This is a genomic window from Lepagella muris, from assembly GCF_004793975.1.
Lineage (GTDB): Bacteria > Bacteroidota > Bacteroidia > Bacteroidales > Muribaculaceae > Lepagella > Lepagella muris.
The window spans coordinates 1-26,328 of the sequence record NZ_SRYB01000036.1; the positions used below are offsets into that span (position 1 = coordinate 1).

Sequence of the window (26,328 nt, forward strand, 5' to 3'; positions counted from 1 at the left end):
TATTTGTATCTACAAAGATAGTATTTTCTTTGCGAATGCAAAACTAATAGCTCTCCGCAGTTGAATCCTCCACAGATACCGCTCGTTAAATTAAACCACCTAGAGCGGAGACCACGGAGATTTTTTTTAAGATTCATTACCTTTCGCCGTATATACCTCCCGGTCACGGAGGATGGATTGCATGTGGTCTATAGCCCAACCAAAAAGGGCATTCAGATGAGGCATCAATGACGCTGCACGTTCCGTAGACTGATACTCCACTCTTGGTGGGACCTCTGCGTATGCCTTTCTGACGATGAAGCCATCCTGTTCAAGCGTCCGGAGTGTAGACGTGAGCATCTTCTGCGATATATCCGGAATGGCACGCTGCAGTGCCTTGAAGCGCATGGGATCGTTTTGCTGCGACAGTGTGTAGAGCACAAGCAACGACCATTTGTCGGCAATGCGGGCAAGCACATTGCGTATCGGGCATTCCGGTGAAGTCAAGTCTCTAATGAATACAGGGTTCGTCATATTGGCTTAAGGTTTATATCCGACTACAAAAATAATAATAAATATCCTATACTCCTAATCCGACTTGCAGCTCACAAGTTGCGCTATGTTAAAATTCATAAAATATTAATATTAAAAAAGATTGATAATTAGCATTACTAACCTCGACGTAACCAATCCACATTTCTGTACCTTATTGCATAGTAATTCTTGTCATTATAATTTTGCGGCAGAAAAATTTAGTAATTACAAATCAAGACACAATCATGAGCAATTATTCAAAAATCAACTTACCCTCCGACGCACGTGTAGAACTCCATGACGCACTTGGTCTGACCGGTGCGGAAGTTTCCGTAAATTCCCTTCCCGCAGGTGCACAGGTGCCTTTCGTTCATTCCCATAAGCAGAATGAGGAGATATATGCCATCCTATCCGGGAGCGGCGTGATGACGCTCGATGGTGAGAATGTGCAACTTAAAGCCGGCGATTGGTTACGCGTGGCGCCGGAAGTGAAACGTCAGCTTGCTGCATCTGATAACGAGGACATATCCTACATCTGCATTCAGGTGAAGGAAGGTTCTCTTGAAGGATTCACCATGACAGATGCCGTAATCTGACGATTGATAAATCATCATATAAACTGAGCCTGTACTTTCCCACACAGTACCGGCTCAGTTTTTATAGTCTGTAATCCTGTTTTCAGATCTCATTTGTAGAGGATGAACTCAATTTGACAACAATAAGAATTTTATGGTTGCGTTTATTGTTTGTGAGTGCATTCTGTGTAAAATCCCGTTATACTTCTTTTTTCCGTCGTCTGCTGACCGCGGCGGTGATAGTGTGCATGTTGCCGTCTTGCAGCACGAAGAAAAATACTCCCGCTTCGCGCAACTGGCAGGCGTTCACAACTCGTTATAACGTCTATTTCAACGGCTCAGAACATTATAAGGAGACTCTAAAGGAGATGGAGGATAAATATGAGGACGACTATTCCCGCCTACTCCTCACCCATCCCGCTGAAGCTCGCGCCGACTCCAAAATGCCACAACCTTCAGGTGATTTCAAACGCACCATCGAGAAGATGCAGAAGGCAATACAATTGCACTCCATATCAAAGAAACCCAGAAAACGCTCCTCATCGCCCAAAGAGAAGGCTTTCCGTGAACGCGGTGAATTTAACCCTTTCCTCCACAACGCCTGGCTTATGCTTGGCAAGGCTCAATATCTTGACGGTGATTTTCTCGGTGCCGCCACCACATTCCTATACACTGCCAAACATTTCTCATGGCTGCCAGACGTTGTGACTGAGGCAAGGCTTTGGCAGGCACGATGCTATTGCGCACTCGACTGGACCTACGAGGCGGAGAATGCCTTGCATCCCGTAAAAGAGAAAGATCTTACCAACAAACAGCTTCGTCATCTCTATAATCTCGTGAAGGCTGACTATCTGATACGCACCGACCGATATGAGGAGGCAGTCCCTTGTCTGCGTGAGGCAGCCATGTCGGCTTCCGGAGCACAAAAAAACAGGCTCTGGTTTCTGCTCGGGCAGATATATGCCGCGCTCGACAGACGACCCCAGGCTTACGAAGCTTTCAAGAAAGCCGGCGCCGGTGCCGCCACTCCCCACCGCACAAAGTTCAATGCCCGAATAAAGCAGAGTGAGGTATATTCCGGCAACAACATACGCGGTGAAGTAAATTCTCTACGTGCAATGGCAAGATACGAACGCAACAAGGAGTATCTCGACCAGATTTATTATGCCATAGGCAACCTGTATCTCTCACGCAAGGACACAACAGAGGCAAAGAAGAACTACATCACTGCCGTAGAGAAATCCACGCGCAACGGAATAGACAAGGCTCTCGCCCAGATTGCCCTCGGCGGAATATACTTCGATGAAAGAGAATATGAGAAAGCACAGCCATGCTATTCGGAAGCCCTACCTCTGATACCCGATAACTTTCCCGACCGGAAAACCCTCGCCCTGAGAAGCGATGTGCTTGACGAACTTGCCGTATATTCCGGCAACGTGCATCTGCAGGATTCCCTGCTCACTCTCGCCGCAATGACCCACGACGAGCAGGTGGCGGTATGTCAGAGAATAATCGACGAACTGATAAAGAGGGAGAAGGAGGAGAAGGAGAATGCCCAGCGAGAGGAGTATCTCGCGCAACAGGAGGGTAACAACAATCCCATTGACAATAAAGCCCCTGCCACACCCAATATCTCCATGAACACCGACAAATCATGGTATTTCTACAACAACATGACCAAGAATGCCGGAAAAACCGAGTTCCAGAGAAGATGGGGCGCACGTAAACTTGAAGACAACTGGCGGCGACGCAACAAGGCAAGTTTCTCTTTCGACGACGAGGAGACAAAACCTGATGAGGAGCTATCAGACGACCTTTCATCTTTGCCAACCGATTCTATCGGTGCAGAATCCGACAACGATCAGCTCAAAGCTGACGACCCTCACAATGTGGAGTATTATCTGAAACAGATCCCATCCTCTCCGGAAGAGATACAGAACGCCAACGACATAGTGATGGAGGGATTATACAACATGGGGGTGATACTGAAGGATAAACTTGAAGATTTCAATGCCGCACGAAAGGAATTTGAGAGGCTTGACAGCCGTTATCCCGACAATATCTATCGTCTTGACGTTTACTACAATATGTATCTTATGGCTGTCAGGGAGAATAACCAAAGTCTCGCCGAATCCTGGAGAAGAAAGATATTGGAGGATTTTCCGGATAGCCCTTACGGACAAGCGATGCGTAATCCGGATTATTTCGACAACTTGCGGCGTATGCACGACATTCAGGAGGAGATGTACAGCTCAGCATACAAGGCTTATCTTGACAACGACAACAGTGAAGTGCACGAGATGACCGCAAGAATGGAGAAAGACTATCCCTTATCCCCTATCCTGCCCAAATTCGTGTTCATCGACGCGCTGTCATATCTAACGGAGGGTGACAACACCAAATTCAAGGACCGCCTTACGGAACTCCTTCAGAAATGGCCGGACACCGACATGACGGATATGGCGTCAGGCATATTGAAGGGGCTGAACGAAGGACGCAAGCCTCATGCCGGATTGTCAAATTCAAGAGGTATGCTCTGGGAGACAAGACTCTCCGACCCCGGCTCTGAACTTGGAGAAAACGGCACGCCTGCCAATTTTGATTTCAATCCTGACGATCCGCACTATCTTGTGCTTGCATTCCCCACCGACTCCGTTAACGCAAATCAACTGCTGTATGACGTGGCGCGTTTCAATTTCTCATCTTTCGTGGTGAAAGACTTTGATCTCGAACCGATGCGGTTCTCCGACATAGGTCTGATTGTGGTGAAAGGATTCAAGAACCTCGCCGCTCTCGAGCACTACCGGAGCGTGATGGCAAAATCCGGATTCCGGCTCCCCGAGGAGGTGCGACCCGTCATGATCTCCAAACCGAATTTTGAACTTCTGCTCCGTGAAGGACGTTCTTTCGAAGAATACTTCCGCTCACGCGAGAACAACGATGCCTTAAAGGCGGAAGAGGATATACTCCCCCAAAACGACGACCCGCAGGATGAGACCCTACTGCAAGAGGATGAAAATCCGCAGGAAGAGGATGATCCGCAGGAAGACTTTTAAATTTCTCATACAACACGAAAAACTGAATGTAATTATGGATAAAATTCTCTGGGCTGACGATGAAATCGATCTGCTGAAGCCGCATATAATGTTTCTTAAAGCAAAAGGATATGACGTAGCCACCGCCTCTAACGGACGGGACGCGCTCGACATGCTGATGCACGAGAGGTTTGACCTGATTCTGCTTGACGAGAATATGCCCGGGCTCTCCGGGCTTGAGACCCTCTCCAAAATTAATCAGACTCATCCCGAAATTCCGGTAATCATGATCACAAAATCTGAAGAGGAGAACCTCATGAACCAGGCTATCGGGAACCAGATTGCCGACTATCTCATCAAACCGGTTAATCCCAACCAGATTCTGCTATCAATAAAGAAGAATCTTCACAGCAACGAACTTGTAGCCGCCCAGACCTCTTCCGACTATCAGCAGGAATTTCAGAAAATATCCTCTCTCATCAATATGGCGGATTCCATCGAGAATTGGATGGAAGTGTACCGTCAGCTCGTGTATTGGGAACTGAAACTTGCCGATACCGACACTGCCCTTGCACAGTTGCTGTTGATGCAGAAGCGTGATGCCAACAGCAATTTTTGCAAGTTTGTGAAGAGAGAATATCAGGGATGGTTGCAGTCTGACGATCATCCTATGATGAGCCATGAGATATTCAAACGCAAGGTCTTCCCTCTCCTCGACAAGGGTGAGAAGGTATGCCTGTTCATAATCGATAATTTCCGTCTTGACCAATGGAAGGTGGTGATGCCGCTGCTATCCGAATGGTTTGATATGGATGAGGAGCTATATTCCTCAATCCTACCGACGTCCACCCAATATGCCCGCAATGCCATATTTGCCGGGTTAATGCCGTTGAAGATTAAGGAGATGTATCCCAACCTGTGGGTGGAGGAGGATGAGGATGAAGGACTCAATATCCATGAGAGCGAACTTATACGCACCCAGCTTGAAAGATTCCGCAGGAAGGAGAAATTCTCCTACAATAAGCTCAACGACTCATCTGCCGGAGAGAAATTCCTCAACAAGATTAACCAGATAAAAGACGTGCCGCTCAACGTGGTGGTACTCAACTTTATCGACATGCTATCCCACGCCAGAACCGAGTCGAAGATGATCCGCGAGCTTGCAAATTCCGATGCAGCCTACCGCTCGCTCACGGAATCATGGTTCCGACATTCCTCTTCGCTCGACATATTCCGGCGCATCGCCGAGCTCGGTTACAAGGTCATACTGACCACCGACCACGGCACAATCCGTGTGGACAATCCGATAAAGGTGGTCGGCGACCGCAACACCAACACCAATCTGCGATACAAGGTAGGGAAGAATCTCAACTACAATCCCAAGCAGGTGTATGAGATGGCGGATCCAAAGAAGTTCGGTCTACCATCCCCCAACATCTCCAGCACGTATATCTACGCACTCAACGAAGACTTCTTCTCCTATCCCAACAACTACAATTATTACGTGCAATATTATACCGGCACATTCCAGCATGGCGGGATATCGCTTCAGGAGATGCTTGTGCCGATAATCACAATGTCGCCGAAATAATACCTCATTATGCGCAGATTGATGCCAATAGTCCTTGTGTCGATGATGTCTGTCGCCCTATCCGCAACACACGGAGCCGACGACAGGCACACTGCCGTGTGCCGTATAGCCGAGAAGGCGGCTGCCGGCGACCCAAAGGCAATGTATGACCTCGCATACATGCACGACATTGGCTACGACACAATTCCGGTGGATTCCGCACGCTCCACCGCCCTATATCGTATGGCTGCACAGAAAGGGTATCTCCGTGCTCAGAATTATCTTGGGTTCAGGTATTTTAAGGGAGAGTTTGTCAACAGGAATGTCGACTCTGCCCTATTCTGGCTGTCAAAAGCTGCGGATGGTGGCGATATGTCGGCTGCCAATAATCTCGGCTACCTATATTTCGAGGGGAAAGAGGTGGAACGTGACTATCAAAAGGCTTTCAAATGGCTCTCTGCTGCATCTGCGGCAGGTGTGCCTCCGGCGCAATCCCTTCTTGCCGACATGCTGCGCATTGGTCTCACATCATCTCCCGACACTATTAAAGCCCTTGAGCTATATTCCGATGCTGCCTTACACGGCATAGCGGATGCTGACATAAAGATCTCTGAAATGATGGGACGCAAGTGGGTGACACTGCCGCCCGATTCTGCATTGTCCCTCGGATTGAAGTATTATACCCGTAACGCGCCAGTGACTGCCGTAAGGTTGTTTGAGAATGTCGCACACACAGGAAACCCTCATGCCCTTGCCCTATTAGGCGATGCTTATTCAAAAGGGCGTGGAGTAAGCTACAACCATCAGCTGTCAACCTCATATTTCCTTAAAGCGGCATTGGCAGGTAATCCGGCTGCACAATTCATAATTGCCGAACTTGCCGACATATTCCCCGATGCGATACCTGATTCCATACCGCCTGCCGCATACTGGTATGAGAAAGCCGCTGAAGCGGGCATATCGGATGCCGGAGCAGCGGAAGAGGCTCTTATGAACGTATCGGAATGACCTAAGCCGAATCATTCGCGGTTCAGCACGTTCAGCGCATTCCTCCTCATTCCGTCAAGTTTTGCCCTCTTCATAGCCGATCCCCTGAAAAATGCTGAGAAATCAGCCTGTGTCATTGCAGCGACATCCTCCGCACGAAGCGACATGATACCATCTTTGGCACGAAATTCCTCCATACCCGTAGGCTTGATTCCAACGTTATGCGGACACACCCTCTGGCAGACGTCACACCCGTAGAGAGTATGCTTGCCGGCATCACTGCGCATCACTTCGAGAGCATCCCCTGCCCAATCCCCACGGTGTTCAATTGTGAGATAATTCAGACATCTTCTTGAATCCACACTCCCGTCGGCATCCAATGCCTTTACCGGACAACTGCTGACACAAGCTCCACAACCTGCACACAAAGCCTCTGTCGGCTCATCCGGAGCCACAGGAAGCGTCGTCATCACTTCGGCAAGGAAAATATAGCTGCCAAAATTATCAACGATTACAGAGCCATTTCTGCCCAATCTCCCGATTCCGCTACGCAACGCCCAATACCGTTCAGCCAACGGCGCACTATCGACACATATCCTCCATTCCCCTCCATACGTATTGCGCAGACGCTCCACTGGCGGAGAAAGACGCCGTCTTATCACGTCGTGATAGTCCTCTCCGTAGGCATAGCTTGCCACCACAGGAAGGCTATCATCCCGGAATCTCTCGGGCGCATAACTGAATGCAAGGCTTATCACCGTAGCGGCATTCTCAAGCACATTCCGCGGATCAAGTTTAAGCTCAACATGACGCCGCATATATTCCATCCCGGCATGTTTCCCCTCCTCTATCCATTTTGAATATCTCGCGCTCTCCTCCTCGCTCACCGGCTCGGAACGGGCGAAGCCTACCGCCACGGCACCTGCCGATAGAAATGACTCGCGTATTTCCGTTTTTAGCCTATCCATCCCTACTTCCTTCCGAAATCCGCCGGAATCTCACCCCATCTGTCGGTCTGCCATTTCAGCACCTTGCATGGGAATTGATGCGTGTGGAGCCATGTGACGGCACGTGCCATCAGTTCAAACACCTTTCCATTGCGGGGGGTGGTCTTCAGCTGAGTCTTTATCTTACCGTTTCTAACCCACGCCATACCCGACACAGAATCAGAATAGATATTGTGAAAACGTCCCTCCTTCGTCATCAATGCCATGGCATGTACGATTGCAAGAAACTCCCCGATATTGTTGGTGGCATCCTCAAAAGGACCTATCCTGAACAGAGTGCGCCCGGTCATAAGCTCCACACCCTGATATTCCATCTTTCCCGGATTGCCGAGGCAAGACGCGTCTACCGCCCAGGCATCAAGATCCACTTCCGGGTTAGTCATGTAGTCGGGCTGTCCCGGCTTGGGGAGCGCACGGCTGCTTGCCCCGGCAAGGAATCTGCCGAGGTCGCCGGCATCCTCCTTTTTTGAATACCTACGATAGGCTTCCGCCGCTTCCGCCGCACTCCCATAACCCTTATACACCGGATTAGGATATCCCTCCACCTGGTCGCGGGCATCTCCCCAGTCGTCATAGACTCCCGGATTATGCCCCTTGAATATCACATAATATTTCTTATCTTTTGCCAAAACGATATCCTCTAAAATATTATTCCTCTATGGTAACGCATTATCCCATTATGGCTCCCTGCGATAGTCGTATCTGCCGCGCAAGCCCTCGAAATCATCCGGAGTGCGACGCAGGTTGTCTGTATCCACAAACGGATTATATGATGCACATATCCGCTCCATGCTTATGCCGTCGCCACCCGAATACGCACCCTCCAATCCCGATTTGTCACATTCCACTCCGAAATACTCCTCCACTGCCTCTATTGCCATACGAGTGGCACGTTGTTTACCTTCAAGCGAATATCCGGCTATATGCGGAGTGGCAACTGTGGCAAGACGCATTAATTCCAAATCGATGTTTGGCTCCCACTCCCAAGTGTCGATTATTGCCTTGGTCTTACCCTCTTTCAGATGTAATTTCCATGCCGCATTGTCAACCACCTCCCCACGGGCTGCATTTATCACGATTGCGCCTCTCTTGAGCATGTCAAGCTCACGTCTTCCCACGAGATGGAAAGTGGCATCCTCACAGTCTCTGGTCAACGGGGTATGGAAAGTGACGGCATCCGCCTCATTCAGGACCTGCGACAGGCTGAGATAACGCACATCTGAATAGCCCGCACGTTTACGCGGCGGATCACACACAAGCACACGGCATCCCAACCGGTTGCCCCAATCCGCCACTATACTGCCGATGTTGCCATAACCCACCACTCCGAGAGTGTCTTTCCTGGGGTCAAAGCCGTTACGTAGCAACACCGACCATACGTATTGAGCCACACCGGGAGCATTGCATCTGGCGGCATTCCTGACTGCGATGCCATTATCGCGACACCAGCCGAGGTCTATGTGATCCATGCCTATGGTAGCGGTGGCAACAAGACCCACCGACGAGCCCTGAAGAAGCTCTGCTCCGCAACGTGTGCGGGTGCGCACTATCAGGGCATCTGCATTCTTCACCATTTCACGGGTGATGGCATCAGGTGAAACATAACTGACGTCTGCAACCGATTCCATTCGTCCTCTCAAAAATGGAATCTTATCATCCGCTATTATCCTTATTTTTTGATCCATTAAGAGTCTCTTTTTATTGTTTATCCCGGACTACCCCCGTTGACTATCATCAATATGAAAAATATGACATACACAAATGCCGGAACTGCCACTGCTATCCATTCCCTACGCATGCGCCAGAGTGCACACAGGTTAGCTACCTGCACCGACACAGTGAAATACAGAGTGCCAAGATATGCGAGCATATTTGAGAAATCCACAAATATACACACCACACACACTACCCCGAGTATCGTTATCGTCATATTTAGCGCATTGACACGCGAATTGCCGGCATAAAGCTTTATGCTGTTGTTAAGGGCAAGAAGGGCTCCACAGAAGATTGCAACCCCGACGCTGACAGCAAGCACCACTATCTCAGACGCCTTCGCAAAGTCGCTGAACAGATTTGTGAACTCCGGCACGGTAAACCAATCCGGATGTATCAGACCAAGTCCGACACCTACCCAATAAGGCGCGACAAGTCCCATACATAATGCCAGGAATTCCTTTATGCGGAATGCCTTCATCATTATGGCACCCACGATATAGGCAACCGTCATAGGCAGGAACGCATACTGAAACATTGACCCAACGGAAAAGAATGTGCCTATGGCAAACATCGCCTGAGTGGCATTATGCGACTTGTACTCTCCAAAAAGTATCGACAATGCCAACAGATTGACCACACAGATCAGCGTAGACGAGGAAAGATAGTAGTTAAGCCACGGATTTGAGCCAGCAAGCACAAGGAACATTGCCGGGAGCACCGGTTGTGTCGAGCGTATGAAGTTATGCGTCCTGTTAAGGAAGAATCCGCCTGCCGCTATCGCGCCCAGAAGCACCGTATTGATCATCCACGATGAGATGGGGGGAATATTCCAGGTGTTGGGCGACGGAAGGCATATACCAAGCTCTCCGGTTATTCGTTCGGATGGGCGCAACATGAATGTGATTGCTGTCATGGCAAGCATCACCATGGCAGCAATCACGAGTCCTGTCTTTCCTATTCCTCTATATTGAGTACTCACTTATCTAATTTTTTCCTTTTTCAATCATCTTCCTCATTCTTCTTCCACCCTTTGCGCTGGCGCATGTGGACCGGATTTATGACTGTCGCTGATGATTCCGGAAGTCGCGGACCTCTTGAATTGGCAGGATTATACCCTTTTTTCTCCGGTTGACGATCGCGGTCGCCGCCTCGGTCAAACTTACGGTCGCCTCCTCGGTCAAACTTGCGGTCGCCACCTCGGTCAAACTTACGGTCACCACCCCGGTCAGACTTACGGTCACCACCCCGGTCAAACTTACGGTCACCACCCCGGTCAAACTTACGGTCGCCGCCTCGGTCAAACTTACGGTCGCCACCTCGGTTATTATCAAACGAAGGACGTCCACCACGCGGATTATCATCCCTCATCGGACGGAAGTTGTCGAAATCCTCATCATCCTCCCTGTCATAACGGTTGCGGGAAGCATTGTTGAAGCCTCTGTCGAAATCCCTGTCGAAACTGCGTTTCTTATCATCTCGGTTGAATGGCTTCTTCTTTTTACGATCATCTGCCATCCCTTTACCGCTATTGAATTTACGGGCCTGACGCTCCCAGTCATCATCAGATATATGACGCACCTTCTTCGGTCCCTGTTCCTTTCTTGCATCGGGATTGCTTATGCTGCCTCCTTCGGAACGGAACTCTGAATATTTACCGTCAAACATCACGTATTCACGAAGAGTACATTCCAGACTGCCATTATGAAGAGGAATCTTCACCGACGGCTTCAGACCGATTTCCGTAAACTGCTCCTCCTTATATCCGATAATCCATGCATGCCAGCCCTTGAAATACGTCTTTAGAGTGGTGCCTATGCTTCTGTAGAGCATATTGATATTCTCCGGACGAAGACGCTCTCCGTAGGGAGGATTTGTCACCAACACACCTTCCGGAGCATTGTCAGTCCAATCCGTCACAGATTTGCACTGAAGTTCAACCATATTGTCTACGCCTGCCGACTTTATATTCTTACGCGCTATGGCAATAGCCTCCGGCGATATGTCGCCGCCATAAATCTTATAGGCAAACTCACGTTCGGCAGAGTCATCGTTGTATATCTCCTCAAAAAGCTCCTGGTTGAAATCCGGCCATTTCTCAAACGCAAATTTATCTCTATAGATGCCGGGATTGATATTGGCAGCTATGAGTGCCGCCTCCACGAGGAATGTGCCGGAACCACACATCGGGTCAACAAAATCGGAGTCGCCTCTCCATCCGGTCTTCATTATTATGCCGGCGGCAAGCACCTCATTGATAGGAGCCTCTGTCTGCTCCACACGATATCCACGCTTGGAGAGAGGCTCTCCGCTCGAATCAAGTGATATTGTGACCCGATTATCGGATATGTGGACATTGAGCTGCACATCAGCACCCGTCAACCGTATCGACGGACGACGGTTATACTTATCATTGAAATGATCTGCAATGCCATCCTTCACCCTATATGTCACGAACTTGGAATGAGTGAATTCCGCGCTGTTCACTGTAGAGTCTATGGCAAAAGTGGAATCTACGGTCATGAACTGCTCCCAGTCAAGATCACGCACCTTGTCGTAGAGTTCATCAGTGGAATCCGCAGTAAACTTCACTATCGGCTTGAGAATCCTCAAAGCTGTGCGGCAGCATAGATTCGCACGATACATCAACTCGTTGTCTCCCTCGAATGTAACCATCCTAAGACCGATTTCTACGTTCTCGGCCCCTAAGTCTATGAGTTCATCACGGAGCACCTCTTCAAGACCCTGAAAGGTCTTTGCAACCATCTGGAATTTGGTTTCCATTGTTTTATTTTGACTTCTTGTTTGTTAACCGGGTCGCTGTCGCTTTCCCGCTCGTTATGTCTTGATGTTATTTCTTTTTCTTAGTGTATGCATTCCCCTTTGTCGGGAGATGCTATGTACGGGTTAGGAAAAATCACCGAATGATATCGTCTCGCCCCCTTTCTCCTTTCGTTCGGAGGAACCATACTCCCGACGCCCCTCAGTGAGACGCTGAAGTTCATCGTTAAAGCGTGGATCTCGGTTGAACGTCGGCACGCTCTCTATCATGGCTATGATTTCATGATTGTCAAACTGCGACGGCTTCAACACGGCATATTTCATACGCGCTGCAGTGCGTCTCTGCTTTATGACCTTGTCCGAACCATAGAAATCTGCGATACGCTCTGTCGACTCCTCCTTCTTCAGCTTCTCCTCCTCATGGTCTCGACTTGCCTCAAACACGATAGGACCCTTACCCTTGTCGTCGCCACCTCGTTGAGTCTGCTCCGACTCACGCAGGGTGACGTCGAAGCCGGAGGCAAGCACGGTGATCTTAACCTTGTCACCAAGTTCCGGATTGTCGCCGATACCCCACTTCACATCTATACTTGATGGCAATTTTGACGTGAACTGCGTGATCTCCGCAATCTCTTCGGCTCGCAACGGATTCTCCGAATCCCTCGAGCAGGTGAATTTGAAAAGAAGACGCTTCGACGTGTTGATATCATGAGCCTTAAGCAAGGGTGAATGGAGGGCATTGTGTATTGCGTCCGAGATACGGTGCTCCCCTTCTCCGTAGGCAGTGGAGATTATGGCGGTGCCACTGTCCTTCAGCGTGGTCTTCACGTCCTGGAAGTCAACGTTGATGTAGCATCGCTCTGATATGATGTCGGAGATGCTTCGTGCGGCATTGGCAAGAGTGTCATCCGCTTTCTGGAATGCATTGAAGAAATTATAGTCTTTATACAGTTCTATAAGATTCTCATTGTTGATCACGAGCAGAGCATCCACGTGCTGGCGCATCTCATTGGCACCGTCAAGTGCCTTCAGAATCTTCTTCTCCCCTTCAAACATGAACGGCACCGTGACGATACCGATAGTCAGCATATCCGCCTCTTTGGCAAGACGTGCCACCACCGGCGCGGCTCCCGTGCCCGTGCCGCCTCCCATACCGGCTGTGATGAACACCATCTCCGTGCCGTCCTGAAACAACTTCTTTATCTCCTCGCTGCTCTCTTCAGCACATTTCCTCCCGACATCCGGATTATTTCCTGCTCCTCGGCCGTGAGTCACCTCCCAGCCAAGCAATAGCTTAGTCGGTATCGCCATCTCATTCAGATGCTGCTTGTCGGTGTTACACACCACAAAGTTTACATTCGGAATGTTCTGACCATACATGTAATTGACAGCGTTGCTTCCACCGCCGCCAACTCCGATCACCTTTATGATGGAGGCGTTGGGGTCTTCATCAAACCGCGCATCGTCCGCAAAATTATATATTTCGTCGTCGTTTGACATATAGGATTCTTAATTTAATTGAGGTAAGAGATTGTTTTTCTATTGAAAAAACTTTTTAGGGAACTTATATCAGTCCGATCACTCCATTAATTCGGAATCATCTTCCGGACCGCTGAATATACTGCCTATACGGCGCGCAATACCTTCCATAAAACGGTTGGTCCTTTTCTTCTTCACTTCTCGTCCTCGGACTATCGGTTCCTCTACCACTGGAACTTCTCCGGCAGACGGCACCTCCTCTATGACAGGCATCTCAAGACATTCCTGCTTGCTGAGGGTGGCACCGGCATAAAGCACACTGACAACCTGAAGCATGTTCTTGCTCGTGTAGAGTGATTCATCCACATGTACATAACCGGGCATCTGACCACGACGGACGGGAAGTCCGCTCTGCTGCTCCAGAAGATCAAGCATACCTTGAAGACGCGCACTGCCTCCTATGCATATTATCCCTCCCGGAAGATCCGTCTCCTTAAGATCGGCATATTCAATCTGCTCCATTATGTTGGCAACAATCTCTTCCGAACGCGCCACAACAAGATTATTGATATCCGATTGTTTGATTCCGTTGATATTTGAGGGTGAAATGATATCGGCACCCATGGCATTACCATAGGTCTGCTTGATCTGTTCGGCTTTCTCTTCCAATACGTTAAGCGAAGTGATATCTCTGGTGATGTTACGTCCGCCAAAAGGAAGCGTTGCGAAATAACGCAAACCGCCTTTCTTATATATGGAGACTGTAGTGGTCTCTGCGCCCATGTCAACAAGCATACAGCCCAGGCGTTTCTCATCAGGGGTCAGTATCAGATGACCAGTGGCAAGGGCAGTGACAACGAAACCCTCTATTTTTATTCCAAGCTTATCGGGTATAGTCCGGGTCAGATTTCGTTTCAGTTCCGGACGACATACTATCAGATCATACGTTGCCTCTATATAATTGCCTATGGCTCCCTTAGGAGAATGTGTCTCTGTTTTACCCACTGTATAGATACGTGGCACAGCATCTATCACCTCAAGCGTGTTGTCGATTGCCTTACGCTTGGCATCTTCCCGAAGCCGACGTATGAGGTCTTCGGTTATCTCCGTGTCTTCCGGAAGATTGAGCGACACTTCTGTTGTGATACTTTTGAGCGAACGACCGGACAATCCTACAAATACGCTCTTTATCTTGCGAGGTGAAACTTCAGGTCGGTTTTCAAGCCTGCTCAATAGGCGTGAAACCCTGATTGAAGTCTCTTCCGGATTCTGTATAATACCATACTTCACCACGTCCAAGGTGCTCTCCTCTTCCATGGCGACCACTTCCAGCTGACCCTCAACCGACGTTTTGCCTATTGATGCTATTATTTTCGAGCTGCTTATCTCCACAGCTGCTATATATCTTTCACTCATCGCGTGTTATTGTTCTCTATTATTAACCAATTTTCCGCAGTCTTGTTCAGTCTCTCCATGAATATTGGCTATTGCAACTGCGGCAATGTCGCCTCCTCAAGCGCGATATCATCGCCATTGTCCTCACCATGGTTCAATCTGCTCTTGTCTCTGCGTGTCGCTACCACCTGACCTTCAAATTTAAGCGAAATTGTATCATACGCCTCCCACCCTTTATAGGGCATAACCTTACGATACATCGCGAGTAAAGCTCTGCGCTTCTCCGGAAGCCGAGTAGTATCACCCAAATTTATCACATGCCCGTGGATCCGTGGAATCAAGATGATATTGTCCGCATCATCTGCCTCTATCATTCCCACAAGCTTATTGAGTATCGGATCGGAAGTGATGAACTTGACTACCGACAATAGATCGTGTGGTCTGAAGCGGTCCGTGAAATTTCCGCTCACTATCGGGACATCAACAAAGAAGTTGGCTTTCGCTTCTATTCGCTTACCATCCTTATTGATGTAGTAACTCTTTCCTCCATCAAACACCCGCAGTGCCGGAATCATCGGCGTAACAGTCACGCAGAGGATTCCATCTGTGCGCAATACACAATTGACCTCCTCAAAATTGGAAAATCTGCCAAGATAATTCTTAACCTCCAAAGTATTGATATCTTTAACAGGACATCCAATTATTTTTCTCGGATATCTTGATAATTCATACAATACACCGTTACGCGTAATTGTGTCGGCACTCCCCGCCCTCGTTATGGCTACCTCTATTCCATTACAGGTATGACGCTCCGACTCTCCGTGTGCCCATATCGTCACAAACGTGATATAGCAAAACAGAGAGCTGAGTATCATCCATTTAAGAATAGTCCTACCCATAGCTATGCAGATATCTATGTAGGGTTTTCACCCTTTAGTATTGCTTTAATCTCGGGGAGCAACCGGTCGATGTCGGCGGCTCCTAATGTCATCAAGATGTCAAAATTACTATTTTTTATCTTATTTAGCAAATATTTTCGCTCACAATAACATTTATCTGCGGATGTGACAGCATTGAGTATCAACATGGAGTCAACTCCCGGTATCGCTTCCTCGCGTGCCGGATATATCTCTGGCATGATCACTTCATCCGCTTCCGAGAGTGCCTCGGCAAATTCCGGAGCGAAATCACGGGTGCGGGTGTAGAGATGCGGCTGGAAAATCACGCTGACCTTCCGACCGTGATAAAGACGTTTTACCGAGCGTATCGATGCCTTGACTTCGTTTGGACTATGGGCATAGTCATCAAGAAGCACCGGACCGCCGTCCCTGCCGTCGAGGATGATCTCAAATCTTCTCTTTGCTCCCCGGAATGTGCGGAGACCCTCCCTGACCTCTTCAGGTGTGGCTCCGGAATGCAACGATGCCGCTGCTGCCGCAACTGCATTGTCGATATTAATCTCCACCGGCACTCCAAGTTCTATTTCCTCTATCCTTACGGAGGGACCGACAAGAGTGAAGCTCAGGCGTCCGTCGCCATACATGATATCCTCTGCATGCCAGTCGCCATCACTGCCGCCGCTATACGTCTCAACCCTTACTCCGGAAGATACGCGTGGCTTCAACTTTAGTCCTGTGTGAAGCAGAAGCAGACCTCCATCACGGATCAGCTCTGTAAAACGTGCAAACCCTTCAAGATAGCCCGCCTCATCCCCATATATGTCAAGATGGTCAGGATCGGTCGATGTCACTACCGCGATCTCCGGACTCAACTGATGAAATGACCTGTCATATTCATCAGCCTCTATGACCGACCATTCCGAACCTTCACAAAGCACAAGGTTGCTGTCGATATTTCGCAGGATACCGCCCAAGAAGGCATTGCATCCCACCGACGAGCCTCTCAATATGTTGGCGGTCATCGAGCAGGTCGTGGTCTTGCCGTGCGAACCCGAAATGCAGATTGCCTTCGTGCTGCGGGTGATCTTCCCGAGTAATGCCGCACGCTTTATCACTTCAAAGCCATTATTACGAAACCAGCTGAGAATCCGACTGTCTGAAGGCACTGCCGGAGTATACACTACCAGCGTATCCTCCCTATTACGGAAGGTTTCCGGAATCTCTTCCTCCAAATCAATATAGGTCATGATCACCCCCTCTTTCTCAAGAGCAGTGGTCAATGCGGAACGGCTACGGTCATAGCCCGCCACATCATGACCCAGACTCAGGAAATATCTCTCAAGGTTAGCCATCCCTATACCTCCGGCTCCCACAAAATAGAGATTACGGAACGGAGAGTCAGATGTCGATATATTTGTCATCATATCTATTTGCAATTTAAAAGTCTGCACACTTCATCCACGATATGGTCATCGCTGTCATGAAGTGCCATTTTTGATATTTCTGCCGACATGGAGGCGAGCGCATCCTTATCTTTTATCAATTCAATAGACTTGTCTACAAGCAAATCACGCGCCTCACTGTCTTTTATAAGCACGGCTGCGCCACGGTCGGAGAGTGCGCGCGCATTGTGGGTCTGATGGTCTTCTGCCACGTTGGGCGACGGCACAAGAATTACCGGCTTGCCAAGCACCTGAAGCTCACTGATGGAGCCGGCGCCTGCCCTTCCTATGACAAGATCCGCAGCCTTATATGCACTCGACATATCAGTGATAAATGGGGTCACCACTACCCCCTTAAGTCCACGTGCTGCTTCCTGTCCACGTGTGCCGAAGTTCTTTCCGGTCTGCCATATCACCTGTATGCCACTATCCGACAACCTCTTTACACCCTTCTCCAGGCTCTCGTTGATGGTGAGCGCGCCAAGGCTTCCACCCACCACGAGGAGTGTTGTCTTATCAGGATCCAATCCGAAGGATTTCCTCGCCTCTTTCGTATCCTTCTTGCCATTGAGAAGAGTTTTCCTTATGGGATTCCCGGTCTTAACTATATGGTCTGCCGGGAAGAAGCGTTCCATACCATCGTATGCCACGCAGATTTTCCCCGCCTTCTTTCCCAGAAGTTTATTGGTAACGCCCGCGTATGAGTTCTGCTCCTGGATAAGAGTAGGTATACCCGCCTTCTGCGCCGCCTTAAGCGTGGGTCCTGAGGCATATCCCCCCACTCCTATCGCTATGTCAGGATTGAAATCCTTTATGACCTTCTTCGCCATACGCATACTCCGGCAGAGTTTCTTCAACACTGAAATGTTACGCAGAAGATGCTTGCGGTCAAAACCCGCCACGGGCAATCCTATGATACGATAGCCCGCATCAGGCACACGGGTCATCTCCATGCGGTCTTCAGCCCCCACAAAGATTATATCCGCGTTCAGACGCCGGCGCAAGGCATCGGCTATAGACAATGCCGGGAATATATGACCTCCGGTGCCACCTCCGCTTATCACGACTCTCGGACGGCGGTCACTGCATGACGTGGCTGTATTATTCTCTTTCATTTTGTTGCTTCATTTATTTGTCCCGAGAAATTGGCGGCCTGCATATCTTCCGGCAGTTCGTCAAGTTCCTGCTTGATTGCATTTTTATTTCCGCTTGTCACGGCAAAACGGCTTACCGACAACATGATGCCTATTGCTGCCGACATGACAAGCACAGACGTACCCCCTTTCGATATCAACGGGAGCGGCTGACCACTCACCGGAAACAGTCCGGTGACAATCGCCATGTGGACCAAAGCCTGGAACACTATCAGCACCGCACACCCCATGATGAGGAACGCCGGAAAGGCTCGCGAACATTTATAGGCTATCCGTCCTGCCCGCGCCAATAGGAAGAGATAGATGACCAGCAGTATGATCCCCCCCACAAGACCAGTATCTTCCACTATGATGGAATAGATATAGTCAGAGAAGGCAAGCGGCAGACGCGAACTCTCACGACTGTTGCCCGGACCCTGACCGAATATACCGCCGTTTGCCTGCGATATCTTTGCAAAGACCACCTGACGGTTATAGTCGTCGATAGGATCATTCGGATGAACCCCGGCAATAAAACGTCCCACACGCCCTATATGTGTTTTTGATCGGTCGTTGGAAGAGACAATCTCAGTCTTCCCAATAGTATCAAACTCACTACCCTTGTCATTCTGATACTTCATTACGTAAAGCACCCCACCACAAAGGATATATATGCCGACAATCATGGCGAATTTTTTCCATTTCATGCCACCGATAAGAAACATAGATAGGCTGACACCAAACAACAGTATAGTGTTGGTCAGACCATTCTTCCACAGACAACCGCCAAACACAACCACCACAATAGCCGCCTCTATCATTCCTTGGTTTGAAACGCCTCGTGGCTGCTGATGGCGTCCGAGTATCGTGGCAAGAAGCACCACTACGGTCAGCTTGACTATCTCTGCCGGCTGAATCGTAAAACCTGCGACATTTATGGCGCGTTGCGCTCCGTTGATCTCAATACCTATGAAATTGGAAATCAACAATAGGAAAAACGAAATCAACGCAAGAAACCATGCGAATCGGCTATAATAACCATAATGGATATTCTGCAATACCAGCACAAGTCCCAATCCGAGCACGAGGAATATGCCATGGCGTATGAGTGGCATATACACGTTGGTGCCCGAGACCTCCGCACTGGATGCCGAGAACAGTTCTATGACCGATATCATCAGCAACATTATATATATACCCCAGATGTAGGTGTCGGGCTTTGGTCTTTCCGATGCCTGCACCGTCGCGGCACGCGTCCTTGACGACTGCCCCACCGCTACACCGTCAAGACTCTCCTTTATCTTTATTCCCTGTCCGGAAATATTTTTTGATGTCTCCATTATGTCTGTTTTTTTGAGAAGAGTTCGTAATCTGATATGTCAAACCATAGCCTTTACCGCCGCCTTGAATCTGTCGCCACGATCCTCATAGCTCTTGAATAGGTCGAAGCTGGCGCAACAGGGCGACAAGAGAACCGTGTCGCCGGCTACGGCATACTCACGGCATGCAGCCAATGCGTCGGCAAGGCTGTGGGTATCGGCTATAACGGGCACTTTCCCTGTAAAGAAATCCAACAGTTTCTCATTGTGAAGCCCCATGCAGACTATCGTCTTCACCTTATCCTTGACGAAATCCTCAATCTGGCTGTAGTCATTTCCCTTGTCCTTTCCTCCAAGTATAAGCACGGTAGGCGTCGTCATGCTTTCAAGAGCATACCATGTGGAGTCGACATTGGTGGCTTTCGAGTCATTCACGTAGCGCACACCGTCAACCGTTGCCACGTATTCCAGACGATGCTCCACCGCCTTAAAATCGGAAAGCGACCTACGGATGGAGTCCGGAGAGACTTTCATGACCGATGCTATGAGTCCGGCTGCCATCGAATTGTAGAGATTATGGCGTCCGGGAAGCGACAATCCGGTGCGGGGGATATCCCATCGCTCCTCTGTCGTGGAGAAGCACACATCTTCATTCTCTGTCCATGCGGCACTCTCCGGCTTCCTCTCAATACCAAACGGAAGACGACGTCCATCAGGATTGACCTCCGCAATCTTATCGAGTATGACGGAATCATCCTGCCAATAGATAAAGGCGTCATCCGGGGTCTGATTCTGAAGAATCCTGAACTTTGCGGCTACATAATTCTCCATCTTATGGTCATAGCGATCCATGTGGTCAGGCGTGATGTTCATTATAACCGCCACGTCTGCCTTGAACTGATACATATTCTCAAGCTGGAAACTCGACAGCTCTATGACGTAGACGGGATGGGGATCAACAGCCACCTGAAGCGCGAGACTCTTGCCGACATTGCCGGCAAGACCGGCATCTATGCCTGCCTCTCGCAACACATGATAAGTAAGAAGGGTAGTGGTGGTCTTCCCATTCGATCCGGTGATACAGATCATACGGGAGTCGGTAAATCCCCCCGCAAATTCGATTTCCGACACCACAGGTATGCCTTTAGCAAATATTTTAGCAACCATTGGAGCGCAGGGGGGTATTCCGGGACTCTTGACCACCACATCGGCATCAAGTATCTCATCTTCAGTATGCTTTCCCTCTTCGTATGGGATAGAATAGCTATCAAGCATTGCTTTATATTTGGATGAAATCTCCCCCATATCGGAAAGGAACACATCCATCCCCTTGACTTTGCCGAGGATTGCTGCCCCGACTCCGCTCTCACCTCCGCCAAGCACTACAAGGCGTCCGTCAGTATCTACTCCAAATCTATTTTTGCTCATAATTTTAATCCTTCTTAAATTGAAAAATTCTTGCTTACCACACGCGTCGTGCCGATGCACTACGATATCGTCTGAAGCATATTCATCGTATCTTCAGTGTGACGAATGTCAATGCTGCAAGGAGCAGACCGACAATCCAGAAACGCGTCACTATCTTCGATTCCGGCACTGGCATCTTCGGGAAGTTGACAAGACATTTCACCGACCCGTCGCCTGCCTTCTGGAAATGGTGATGCAGGGGCGTCATCTTGAATATACGGCGTCCCTCCCCATATTTCCTCTTAGTAAACTTGAAATATCCCACCTGAAGCACCACCGACAGGTCTTCTATAAAGAAGATAAGGCACAGCAATGGGATAAGCAGTTCCTTGCGTATCAATATGGCAAAGACGGCAAGAATACCGCCGATGGTAAGACTGCCCGTATCACCCATAAATACCTGGGCAGGGAATGCATTATACCATAGGAATCCCACCAATGCCCCGATGAAAGCTGCCGCATACACCACAAGTTCTCCGCTGCCCGGTATATACATGATGTCGAGATAGCCGGAGTAGATCACGTGCCCACCGAGATATGCCATAATGGCAAGTGCCACCGCTATGATAGCCGATGTGCCGGCACAAAGTCCGTCAAGACCATCGGTGAGATTCGCGCCGTTGCTGACTGCAGTCACCACTATGATGACCACAAACACAAACACTATCCAGCCCAAGGTCTCCGCCGCATTCTTATCACTGATCCAGCCAGTGAGCCATTCATAGTTGAAGTTATTGTTCTTGACAAAGGGGATAGTGGTCTGCGGAGTCTTTACCGGATGGGAGTATACCACGTTGTCGGTCGTGGTGTAGAGTTCTGCTGTCGGTCCGTCTGCCGACTCCACACGCTCCGTCGCGCTAATATTGCGGCGTACCTCACTGCCATTCTCACTCATGAGGATAGAAGGGGAGAGCCACATGGTAACGCCCACAAGAAGACCGAGACCTACCTGACCTATAACCTTATATTTCCCCTTAAGACCATCCTTGTTATGATATTTCAGCTTGCGGTAATCGTCAAGGAAGCCGATGGATCCCATCCATACTGTCGCCACGAGCATCAGTATCATGTAGATATTCGACAGATTGCCAAACAAAAGACTGGGCACGAGTATCGACAATATGATTATCACACCACCCATAGTAGGCGTTCCTGTCTTTTTCATCTGTCCCTCAAGCCCGAGATTTCGCACCACTTCTCCCACCTGCATTTTCTGAAGGCGACGGATTATATATTTGCCGCAGACAAGTGCCATAAGCATTGCCAGGGTGAATGAGATGCCGGCTCTGAAGGTAATGTAATCCATCAGGCGTGCGCCGGGCACGTCTGAATCCTGAAGCAATTGGAATAACGAATATATCATCTTTTTTCGAATGCAAGTTTAACCTCTTCTCTATCATCAAAATGATGTCGCACTCCCTTTACCTCTTGATAAGTCTCATGACCCTTACCGGCTACAAGCACCACACTTCCCGGCTTTGCCATGACCACTGCCTTGCAGATCGCCTCGCGGCGGTCGGTGATGCATTCAGCACGCTCAAGCTCGTCGCGGTTGAGACCTGCACGCATCTCAGCAATTATATCCTCCGGATTCTCATCGCGGGGGTTATCGCTCGTCAGAATGAGATAATCGCTTCGGCACGCCGCCTCCTGAGCCATCATGGGGCGTTTGCCATGGTCGCGGTTTCCGCCTGCACCGACCACCGTTATTATGTTGCCATCCGCGCCTACAATCTCGCGTATTGTGTCGAGCACGTTGACAAGCGCATCCGGAGTATGGGCATAATCCACTATGGCAGCAACCCCATCACCTGACATAAACGACTGGAAACGCCCGGCTACGGGCACAAGACGGCTCATGTTGACAATCACTTCCTCCGGATCAAATCCCGTCAGTATCGACGCGCCATACACGTCTGTGAGATTGTACGCATTAAATCTGCCGGTGAATCTAACCTCCACCTCCTTACCGTTAAGAAGCATAAGGGTGCCGTCGAGACGCGTCTCAAGCACTTTCCCTCGGAAATCTGCATCCGAACGCAAGGAATAGGTATAGACTTTTGCCTTAGTGTTCTGAACCATATAACGCCCGCATTTGTCGTCGGCATTGACAAGTGCAAATGCATCCTTCGGAAGCATGTCGAAAAATGATTTCTTGGCATTCATATAGTTCTCAACTGTGCCGTGATAGTCAAGATGATCGCGGGTGAGATTGGTGAAGATGCCCCCGGCAAACTGAAGACCAGCCACTCGCTTCTGCGACATGGCATGCGACGACACCTCCATGAATGCATATTCACATCCTTCCGACACCATCTCCGCCAGAAGGGAATTGATGGTGAGCGGGTCAGGGGTGGTATGAGTGGTAGGCACCGCACGATCCACCACATAATTGCAGACGGTCGACAGAAGTCCTGCCTTGAAACCCTCAAGCTTTGCCATCTCATAGAGTAGGGTAGCGGTAGTGGTCTTGCCGTTTGTGCCGGTGACGCCTACGAGTTTCAGCCTCGACGACGGATGTCCGTACCATGCAGAGGCAAGGCGACCCAACGCCTCTGCCGAATCAGACACCTTGATATATGTGACCCCCTTCTCAAACATTGCCGGAAGGTTCTCACAGACAATTGCCCCGACATGTGCACTCGCCACCATCGGGATATACTTATGACCGTCATTTGTGACTCCCTTGACAGCCACAAACAGTCCGTCTTTCTCCACCTTACGGGAATCGCTCTCAAGCGACGTTATATTTTTATCTGTCTCTCCTATGATCTCAACGACGTCTATATCCTTGAGTAGGGTTGATAATTTCGATGTCATATATTTTATTGTTTTGCTGTTTATTATCTTCTGTCATGCTCCCGTCAGATACGCAGATAGAGCACTATATTATCACCCGGTATCACCTTGCTTCCTTTCTTAATGGATTGCGACACCACACGTCCGGAGCCACGTAATATCACGTTTAGTCCACGATGCTCAAGCAGCCGCAATGCAGTAGATGCATCATAGCCGACCACATTGGGCACCGTCATGAAGTCGTAATCCCCGGCATTCCCTTTCACCTTCTTCGACTTCGTTATGCCGAGAGGAGTGGTGATATCCGGTGTCTCGTATTTCTCAGAAGCGGTCAGCACAGGAAGCGTGCCTGCCCGCTCCGACGTGAATGTAGAGGAATTATCGAGCATACCACGTGCAAACATCTTGGTAGCCATATTCTTGACTACCTGTCCTGACGTGCGGTTTGCGCTTGTTCCCGAAGGACCGAGCACGAGAGCCATGCATGAATATTTGGGCGAATCGTATGGGAAGAATCCGGCGAATGCATAGCGTCGCCGCGTGAGGTCATACGTGCCTTTGTCTACCGGATAGGCGGTGCCGGTCTTTCCAACCACCTCTACGCGATCATCCCTGACCGCACGTGCCGTGCCGTGTTCGCCCCACACCACCTCGCGCAGACAGAGCTTAACCTTCTCCGCAGTCTTCTCGGAACATATCCTCTCGCGGATATAGTCTACCGGCAAAACGGAGTCGCGACCATCCTCATGTATCAATGACCTCACAAGGTGCGGACGCACATAACGCCCTCCATTTGCTATGGCATTATAGATGGAAAGGGTGTAGAGTGGGGGAATCTCGGTGTTGTAGCCATAAGATTGGCGGGCAAGGTCGAGATGACGCGCGGTCATCGTTATGTTGTTGCCACGGGAATCCTTCGGCAGAAGTTTCCTGACACGCGGAGTACACTCTCCAGCTATACCGCTGCGCATACGCTCAAAGAATCCTATCTCCGTGAGACGATCATGAAAACGCGCCGGATCATCGGCATACCCACGGAATATTACGCGTGCGATACCCGTATTTGACGACATCTCAATCACTTGCTTCATGCTCTTTACCGACGGGGCATGAGGATCGCTCGTCCGCTGGAACGGACTACAGTCTATCATGTCGTTGACACTGCGCACCAGCCCGTCTTCGAATGCAATCATCAATGAGATGGGCTTCATCACCGAGCCGGGCTCAAAGGGGAGTACCGCACGGTTGAGAGCCTCGCCATACGTGCCGTTTTCAAGAAGCTCGATATTTGAGATAGCCTTTATCTCGCCGGTGGCTACCTCCATCAATATGGCTGTGCCCCATTCCGCATTCGAACCCGCACACACCTCCAGAAGCTCCTCCTCAAGCATATCCTGAAGGTCAATATCGATGGTGGTGTGTATATCGAATCCTCTGACAGCCGGTTTGTCTACCCAGTTGCCGATCCCGGATGTGAGAGCCACCTTCTTGGCCACTCCAGGATGACCGTAGAGCAAGGAATCCAAGTCTTTCTCCAATCCTGAATAACCGTGGAACTCTCCCGTCTCATGATTCTCGTTAACACGACCGATACTACGGTACGCCATCCTACCGTAAGGATAGATACGCACGTTTTTCTCCTCCTTATAGACCGGGATGCGGAATCCCCGCCCCTTGAAATCCTTCAGGAAAGGGAAATTGCGGATCTTTTCAAAATCCTCCATCGTCTTTTTCTGTGCCACACGGAGGGCGCGCGTGCGTTTATCAGGAGCCTTGTCGAATTCCTTTTTAAGACGCGTATGCCATGAATACTTCTTATATGTGACGGCGTTCTCCCTAAGATTCTTCACCCTTGGATAATAATAGTCAAGCGAGTCGGCAAGACTGTCAATCTTTGCCCAAGGCAATGTGGCAGGAATCTTATTGTGACGCAAATCAAGCTTCACGTCATACACTTTCAGATTGCACGCCAATATATTGCCGTTGGAGGCGAGTATATTGCCTCGTTCCGGAGGGATGACAGTGGTCTTCGACAATTCTCTATGTGCACGTTCATTCCATTGCGGAGCCTCTACAATTGTGGTGTCGATAAGCTTCACTATCACAGCTATGGAGAACAACAGGAATGCGACGGTTATCAATCCATAACGGAACAATATATGATTTTTATTGGTCTGTCCCTTCTGTTTTCTATTTCTCGCAGTCATTTCTCAG

At 49.5% G+C, this 26,328-nt stretch carries 20 protein-coding genes; 4 read left to right on the top strand and 16 right to left on the bottom strand.

The window, feature by feature from the left end:
* Window positions 1-126: 126 nt before the first annotated feature.
* Window positions 127-513: a winged helix-turn-helix transcriptional regulator gene (locus tag E5331_RS17315; protein WP_123484651.1), complete on the bottom strand. Its 387-nt coding sequence runs from the start codon at window positions 511-513 to the stop codon at window positions 127-129.
* A 245-nt stretch (window positions 514-758) separates the two neighbouring features.
* Here E5331_RS17315 and E5331_RS17320 point away from each other — a divergent pair, with 245 nt between their 5' ends.
* The 4 genes from E5331_RS17320 to E5331_RS17335 all read left to right on the top strand — a co-directional run bounded on the left by E5331_RS17320 (window position 759) and on the right by E5331_RS17335 (window position 6,701).
* The gene (locus E5331_RS17320) at window positions 759-1,109 is read left to right on the top strand and encodes a cupin domain-containing protein (protein ID WP_123484650.1); all 351 of its coding nucleotides are present in this window, start codon (window positions 759-761) and stop codon (window positions 1,107-1,109) included.
* Between the two features lie 152 nt (window positions 1,110-1,261).
* Window positions 1,262-4,144 carry a type IX secretion system periplasmic lipoprotein PorW/SprE gene (porW, locus tag E5331_RS17325; protein WP_275441285.1) on the top strand — a complete coding sequence of 961 codons (2,883 nt, stop codon included), beginning with the start codon at window positions 1,262-1,264 and terminating at the stop codon, window positions 4,142-4,144.
* Between the two features lie 22 nt (window positions 4,145-4,166).
* On the top strand, window positions 4,167-5,714 hold the full coding sequence (porX, locus tag E5331_RS17330; RefSeq protein WP_420813848.1) for a T9SS response regulator signal transducer PorX: 1,548 nt from the start codon (window positions 4,167-4,169) through the stop codon (window positions 5,712-5,714).
* 9 nt (window positions 5,715-5,723) lie between these two features.
* Window positions 5,724-6,701: a tetratricopeptide repeat protein gene (locus E5331_RS17335; protein WP_123484649.1), complete on the top strand. Its 978-nt coding sequence runs from the start codon at window positions 5,724-5,726 to the stop codon at window positions 6,699-6,701.
* Window positions 6,702-6,712: 11 nt separating this feature from the next.
* Here E5331_RS17335 and queG read toward each other — a convergent pair whose 3' ends face one another.
* The 15 genes from queG to E5331_RS17410 form a co-directional block, all read right to left on the bottom strand.
* Window positions 6,713-7,648, bottom strand: coding sequence for a tRNA epoxyqueuosine(34) reductase QueG (gene queG, locus E5331_RS17340; RefSeq protein ID WP_123484648.1), 936 nt, complete (start codon window positions 7,646-7,648; stop codon window positions 6,713-6,715).
* Window positions 7,649-7,650: 2 nt separating this feature from the next.
* Window positions 7,651-8,316, bottom strand: a complete 666-nt coding sequence (locus tag E5331_RS17345; protein WP_123484647.1) for a ribonuclease H1 domain-containing protein — start codon at window positions 8,314-8,316, stop codon at window positions 7,651-7,653.
* A 48-nt stretch (window positions 8,317-8,364) separates the two neighbouring features.
* Window positions 8,365-9,372, bottom strand: coding sequence for a 4-phosphoerythronate dehydrogenase (locus E5331_RS17350; protein ID WP_275441286.1), 1,008 nt, complete (start codon window positions 9,370-9,372; stop codon window positions 8,365-8,367).
* Window positions 9,373-9,392: 20 nt separating this feature from the next.
* Window positions 9,393-10,382 carry a hypothetical protein gene (locus tag E5331_RS17355; protein WP_135986010.1) on the bottom strand — a complete coding sequence of 330 codons (990 nt, stop codon included), beginning with the start codon at window positions 10,380-10,382 and terminating at the stop codon, window positions 9,393-9,395.
* A 20-nt stretch (window positions 10,383-10,402) separates the two neighbouring features.
* Window positions 10,403-12,184, bottom strand: a complete 1,782-nt coding sequence (locus E5331_RS17360; RefSeq protein WP_123484645.1) for a THUMP domain-containing protein — start codon at window positions 12,182-12,184, stop codon at window positions 10,403-10,405.
* A 123-nt stretch (window positions 12,185-12,307) separates the two neighbouring features.
* On the bottom strand, window positions 12,308-13,681 hold the full coding sequence (gene ftsZ, locus E5331_RS17365) for a cell division protein FtsZ (protein ID WP_123484644.1): 1,374 nt from the start codon (window positions 13,679-13,681) through the stop codon (window positions 12,308-12,310).
* 78 nt (window positions 13,682-13,759) lie between these two features.
* Complete coding sequence (ftsA, locus tag E5331_RS17370) at window positions 13,760-15,076, bottom strand: cell division protein FtsA (protein WP_123484643.1); 1,317 nt, start codon at window positions 15,074-15,076, stop codon at window positions 13,760-13,762.
* A 68-nt stretch (window positions 15,077-15,144) separates the two neighbouring features.
* A complete protein-coding gene (locus E5331_RS17375) occupies window positions 15,145-15,954 on the bottom strand; it encodes a cell division protein FtsQ/DivIB (RefSeq protein ID WP_123484642.1) in 810 nt (269 codons plus the stop codon).
* 14 nt (window positions 15,955-15,968) lie between these two features.
* Window positions 15,969-17,375: a UDP-N-acetylmuramate--L-alanine ligase gene (locus tag E5331_RS17380; RefSeq protein WP_123484652.1), complete on the bottom strand. Its 1,407-nt coding sequence runs from the start codon at window positions 17,373-17,375 to the stop codon at window positions 15,969-15,971.
* 5 nt (window positions 17,376-17,380) lie between these two features.
* On the bottom strand, window positions 17,381-18,511 hold the full coding sequence (gene murG / locus E5331_RS17385; protein ID WP_123484641.1) for an undecaprenyldiphospho-muramoylpentapeptide beta-N-acetylglucosaminyltransferase: 1,131 nt from the start codon (window positions 18,509-18,511) through the stop codon (window positions 17,381-17,383).
* Window positions 18,508-19,869, bottom strand: a complete 1,362-nt coding sequence (locus E5331_RS17390; protein ID WP_123484640.1) for an FtsW/RodA/SpoVE family cell cycle protein — start codon at window positions 19,867-19,869, stop codon at window positions 18,508-18,510. The genes murG and E5331_RS17390 overlap by 4 nt, the downstream gene beginning before the upstream one ends.
* 39 nt (window positions 19,870-19,908) lie before the next feature.
* Complete coding sequence (murD, locus tag E5331_RS17395) at window positions 19,909-21,276, bottom strand: UDP-N-acetylmuramoyl-L-alanine--D-glutamate ligase (RefSeq protein WP_123484639.1); 1,368 nt, start codon at window positions 21,274-21,276, stop codon at window positions 19,909-19,911.
* 82 nt (window positions 21,277-21,358) lie between these two features.
* Complete coding sequence (gene mraY, locus E5331_RS17400; protein WP_123484638.1) at window positions 21,359-22,678, bottom strand: phospho-N-acetylmuramoyl-pentapeptide-transferase; 1,320 nt, start codon at window positions 22,676-22,678, stop codon at window positions 21,359-21,361.
* Window positions 22,675-24,135, bottom strand: a complete 1,461-nt coding sequence (locus tag E5331_RS17405) for a UDP-N-acetylmuramoyl-L-alanyl-D-glutamate--2,6-diaminopimelate ligase (protein WP_123484637.1) — start codon at window positions 24,133-24,135, stop codon at window positions 22,675-22,677. The genes mraY and E5331_RS17405 overlap by 4 nt, the downstream gene beginning before the upstream one ends.
* A 44-nt stretch (window positions 24,136-24,179) precedes the next feature.
* The gene (locus tag E5331_RS17410) at window positions 24,180-26,321 is read right to left on the bottom strand and encodes a penicillin-binding protein (RefSeq protein ID WP_123484636.1); all 2,142 of its coding nucleotides are present in this window, start codon (window positions 26,319-26,321) and stop codon (window positions 24,180-24,182) included.
* Between the last annotated feature and the right edge of the window lie 7 nt (window positions 26,322-26,328).

Coding starts and splice junctions, on each gene's coding strand:
- E5331_RS17315 (WP_123484651.1), bottom strand. CDS start 513: ATGACGAACCCTGTATTCATTAGAGACTTGACTTCACCGGAATGCCCG.
- E5331_RS17320 (WP_123484650.1), top strand. CDS start 759: ATGAGCAATTATTCAAAAATCAACTTACCCTCCGACGCACGTGTAGAA.
- E5331_RS17335 (WP_123484649.1), top strand. CDS start 5,724: ATGCGCAGATTGATGCCAATAGTCCTTGTGTCGATGATGTCTGTCGCC.
- queG (WP_123484648.1), bottom strand. CDS start 7,648: ATGGATAGGCTAAAAACGGAAATACGCGAGTCATTTCTATCGGCAGGT.
- E5331_RS17350 (WP_275441286.1), bottom strand. CDS start 9,372: ATGGATCAAAAAATAAGGATAATAGCGGATGATAAGATTCCATTTTTG.
- E5331_RS17360 (WP_123484645.1), bottom strand. CDS start 12,184: ATGGAAACCAAATTCCAGATGGTTGCAAAGACCTTTCAGGGTCTTGAA.
- ftsZ (WP_123484644.1), bottom strand. CDS start 13,681: ATGTCAAACGACGACGAAATATATAATTTTGCGGACGATGCGCGGTTT.
- ftsA (WP_123484643.1), bottom strand. CDS start 15,076: ATGAGTGAAAGATATATAGCAGCTGTGGAGATAAGCAGCTCGAAAATA.
- E5331_RS17375 (WP_123484642.1), bottom strand. CDS start 15,954: ATGGGTAGGACTATTCTTAAATGGATGATACTCAGCTCTCTGTTTTGC.
- E5331_RS17380 (WP_123484652.1), bottom strand. CDS start 17,375: ATGACAAATATATCGACATCTGACTCTCCGTTCCGTAATCTCTATTTT.
- murG (WP_123484641.1), bottom strand. CDS start 18,511: ATGAAAGAGAATAATACAGCCACGTCATGCAGTGACCGCCGTCCGAGA.
- E5331_RS17390 (WP_123484640.1), bottom strand. CDS start 19,869: ATGGAGACATCAAAAAATATTTCCGGACAGGGAATAAAGATAAAGGAG.
- murD (WP_123484639.1), bottom strand. CDS start 21,276: ATGAGCAAAAATAGATTTGGAGTAGATACTGACGGACGCCTTGTAGTG.
- mraY (WP_123484638.1), bottom strand. CDS start 22,678: ATGATATATTCGTTATTCCAATTGCTTCAGGATTCAGACGTGCCCGGC.
- E5331_RS17405 (WP_123484637.1), bottom strand. CDS start 24,135: ATGACATCGAAATTATCAACCCTACTCAAGGATATAGACGTCGTTGAG.
- E5331_RS17410 (WP_123484636.1), bottom strand. CDS start 26,321: ATGACTGCGAGAAATAGAAAACAGAAGGGACAGACCAATAAAAATCAT.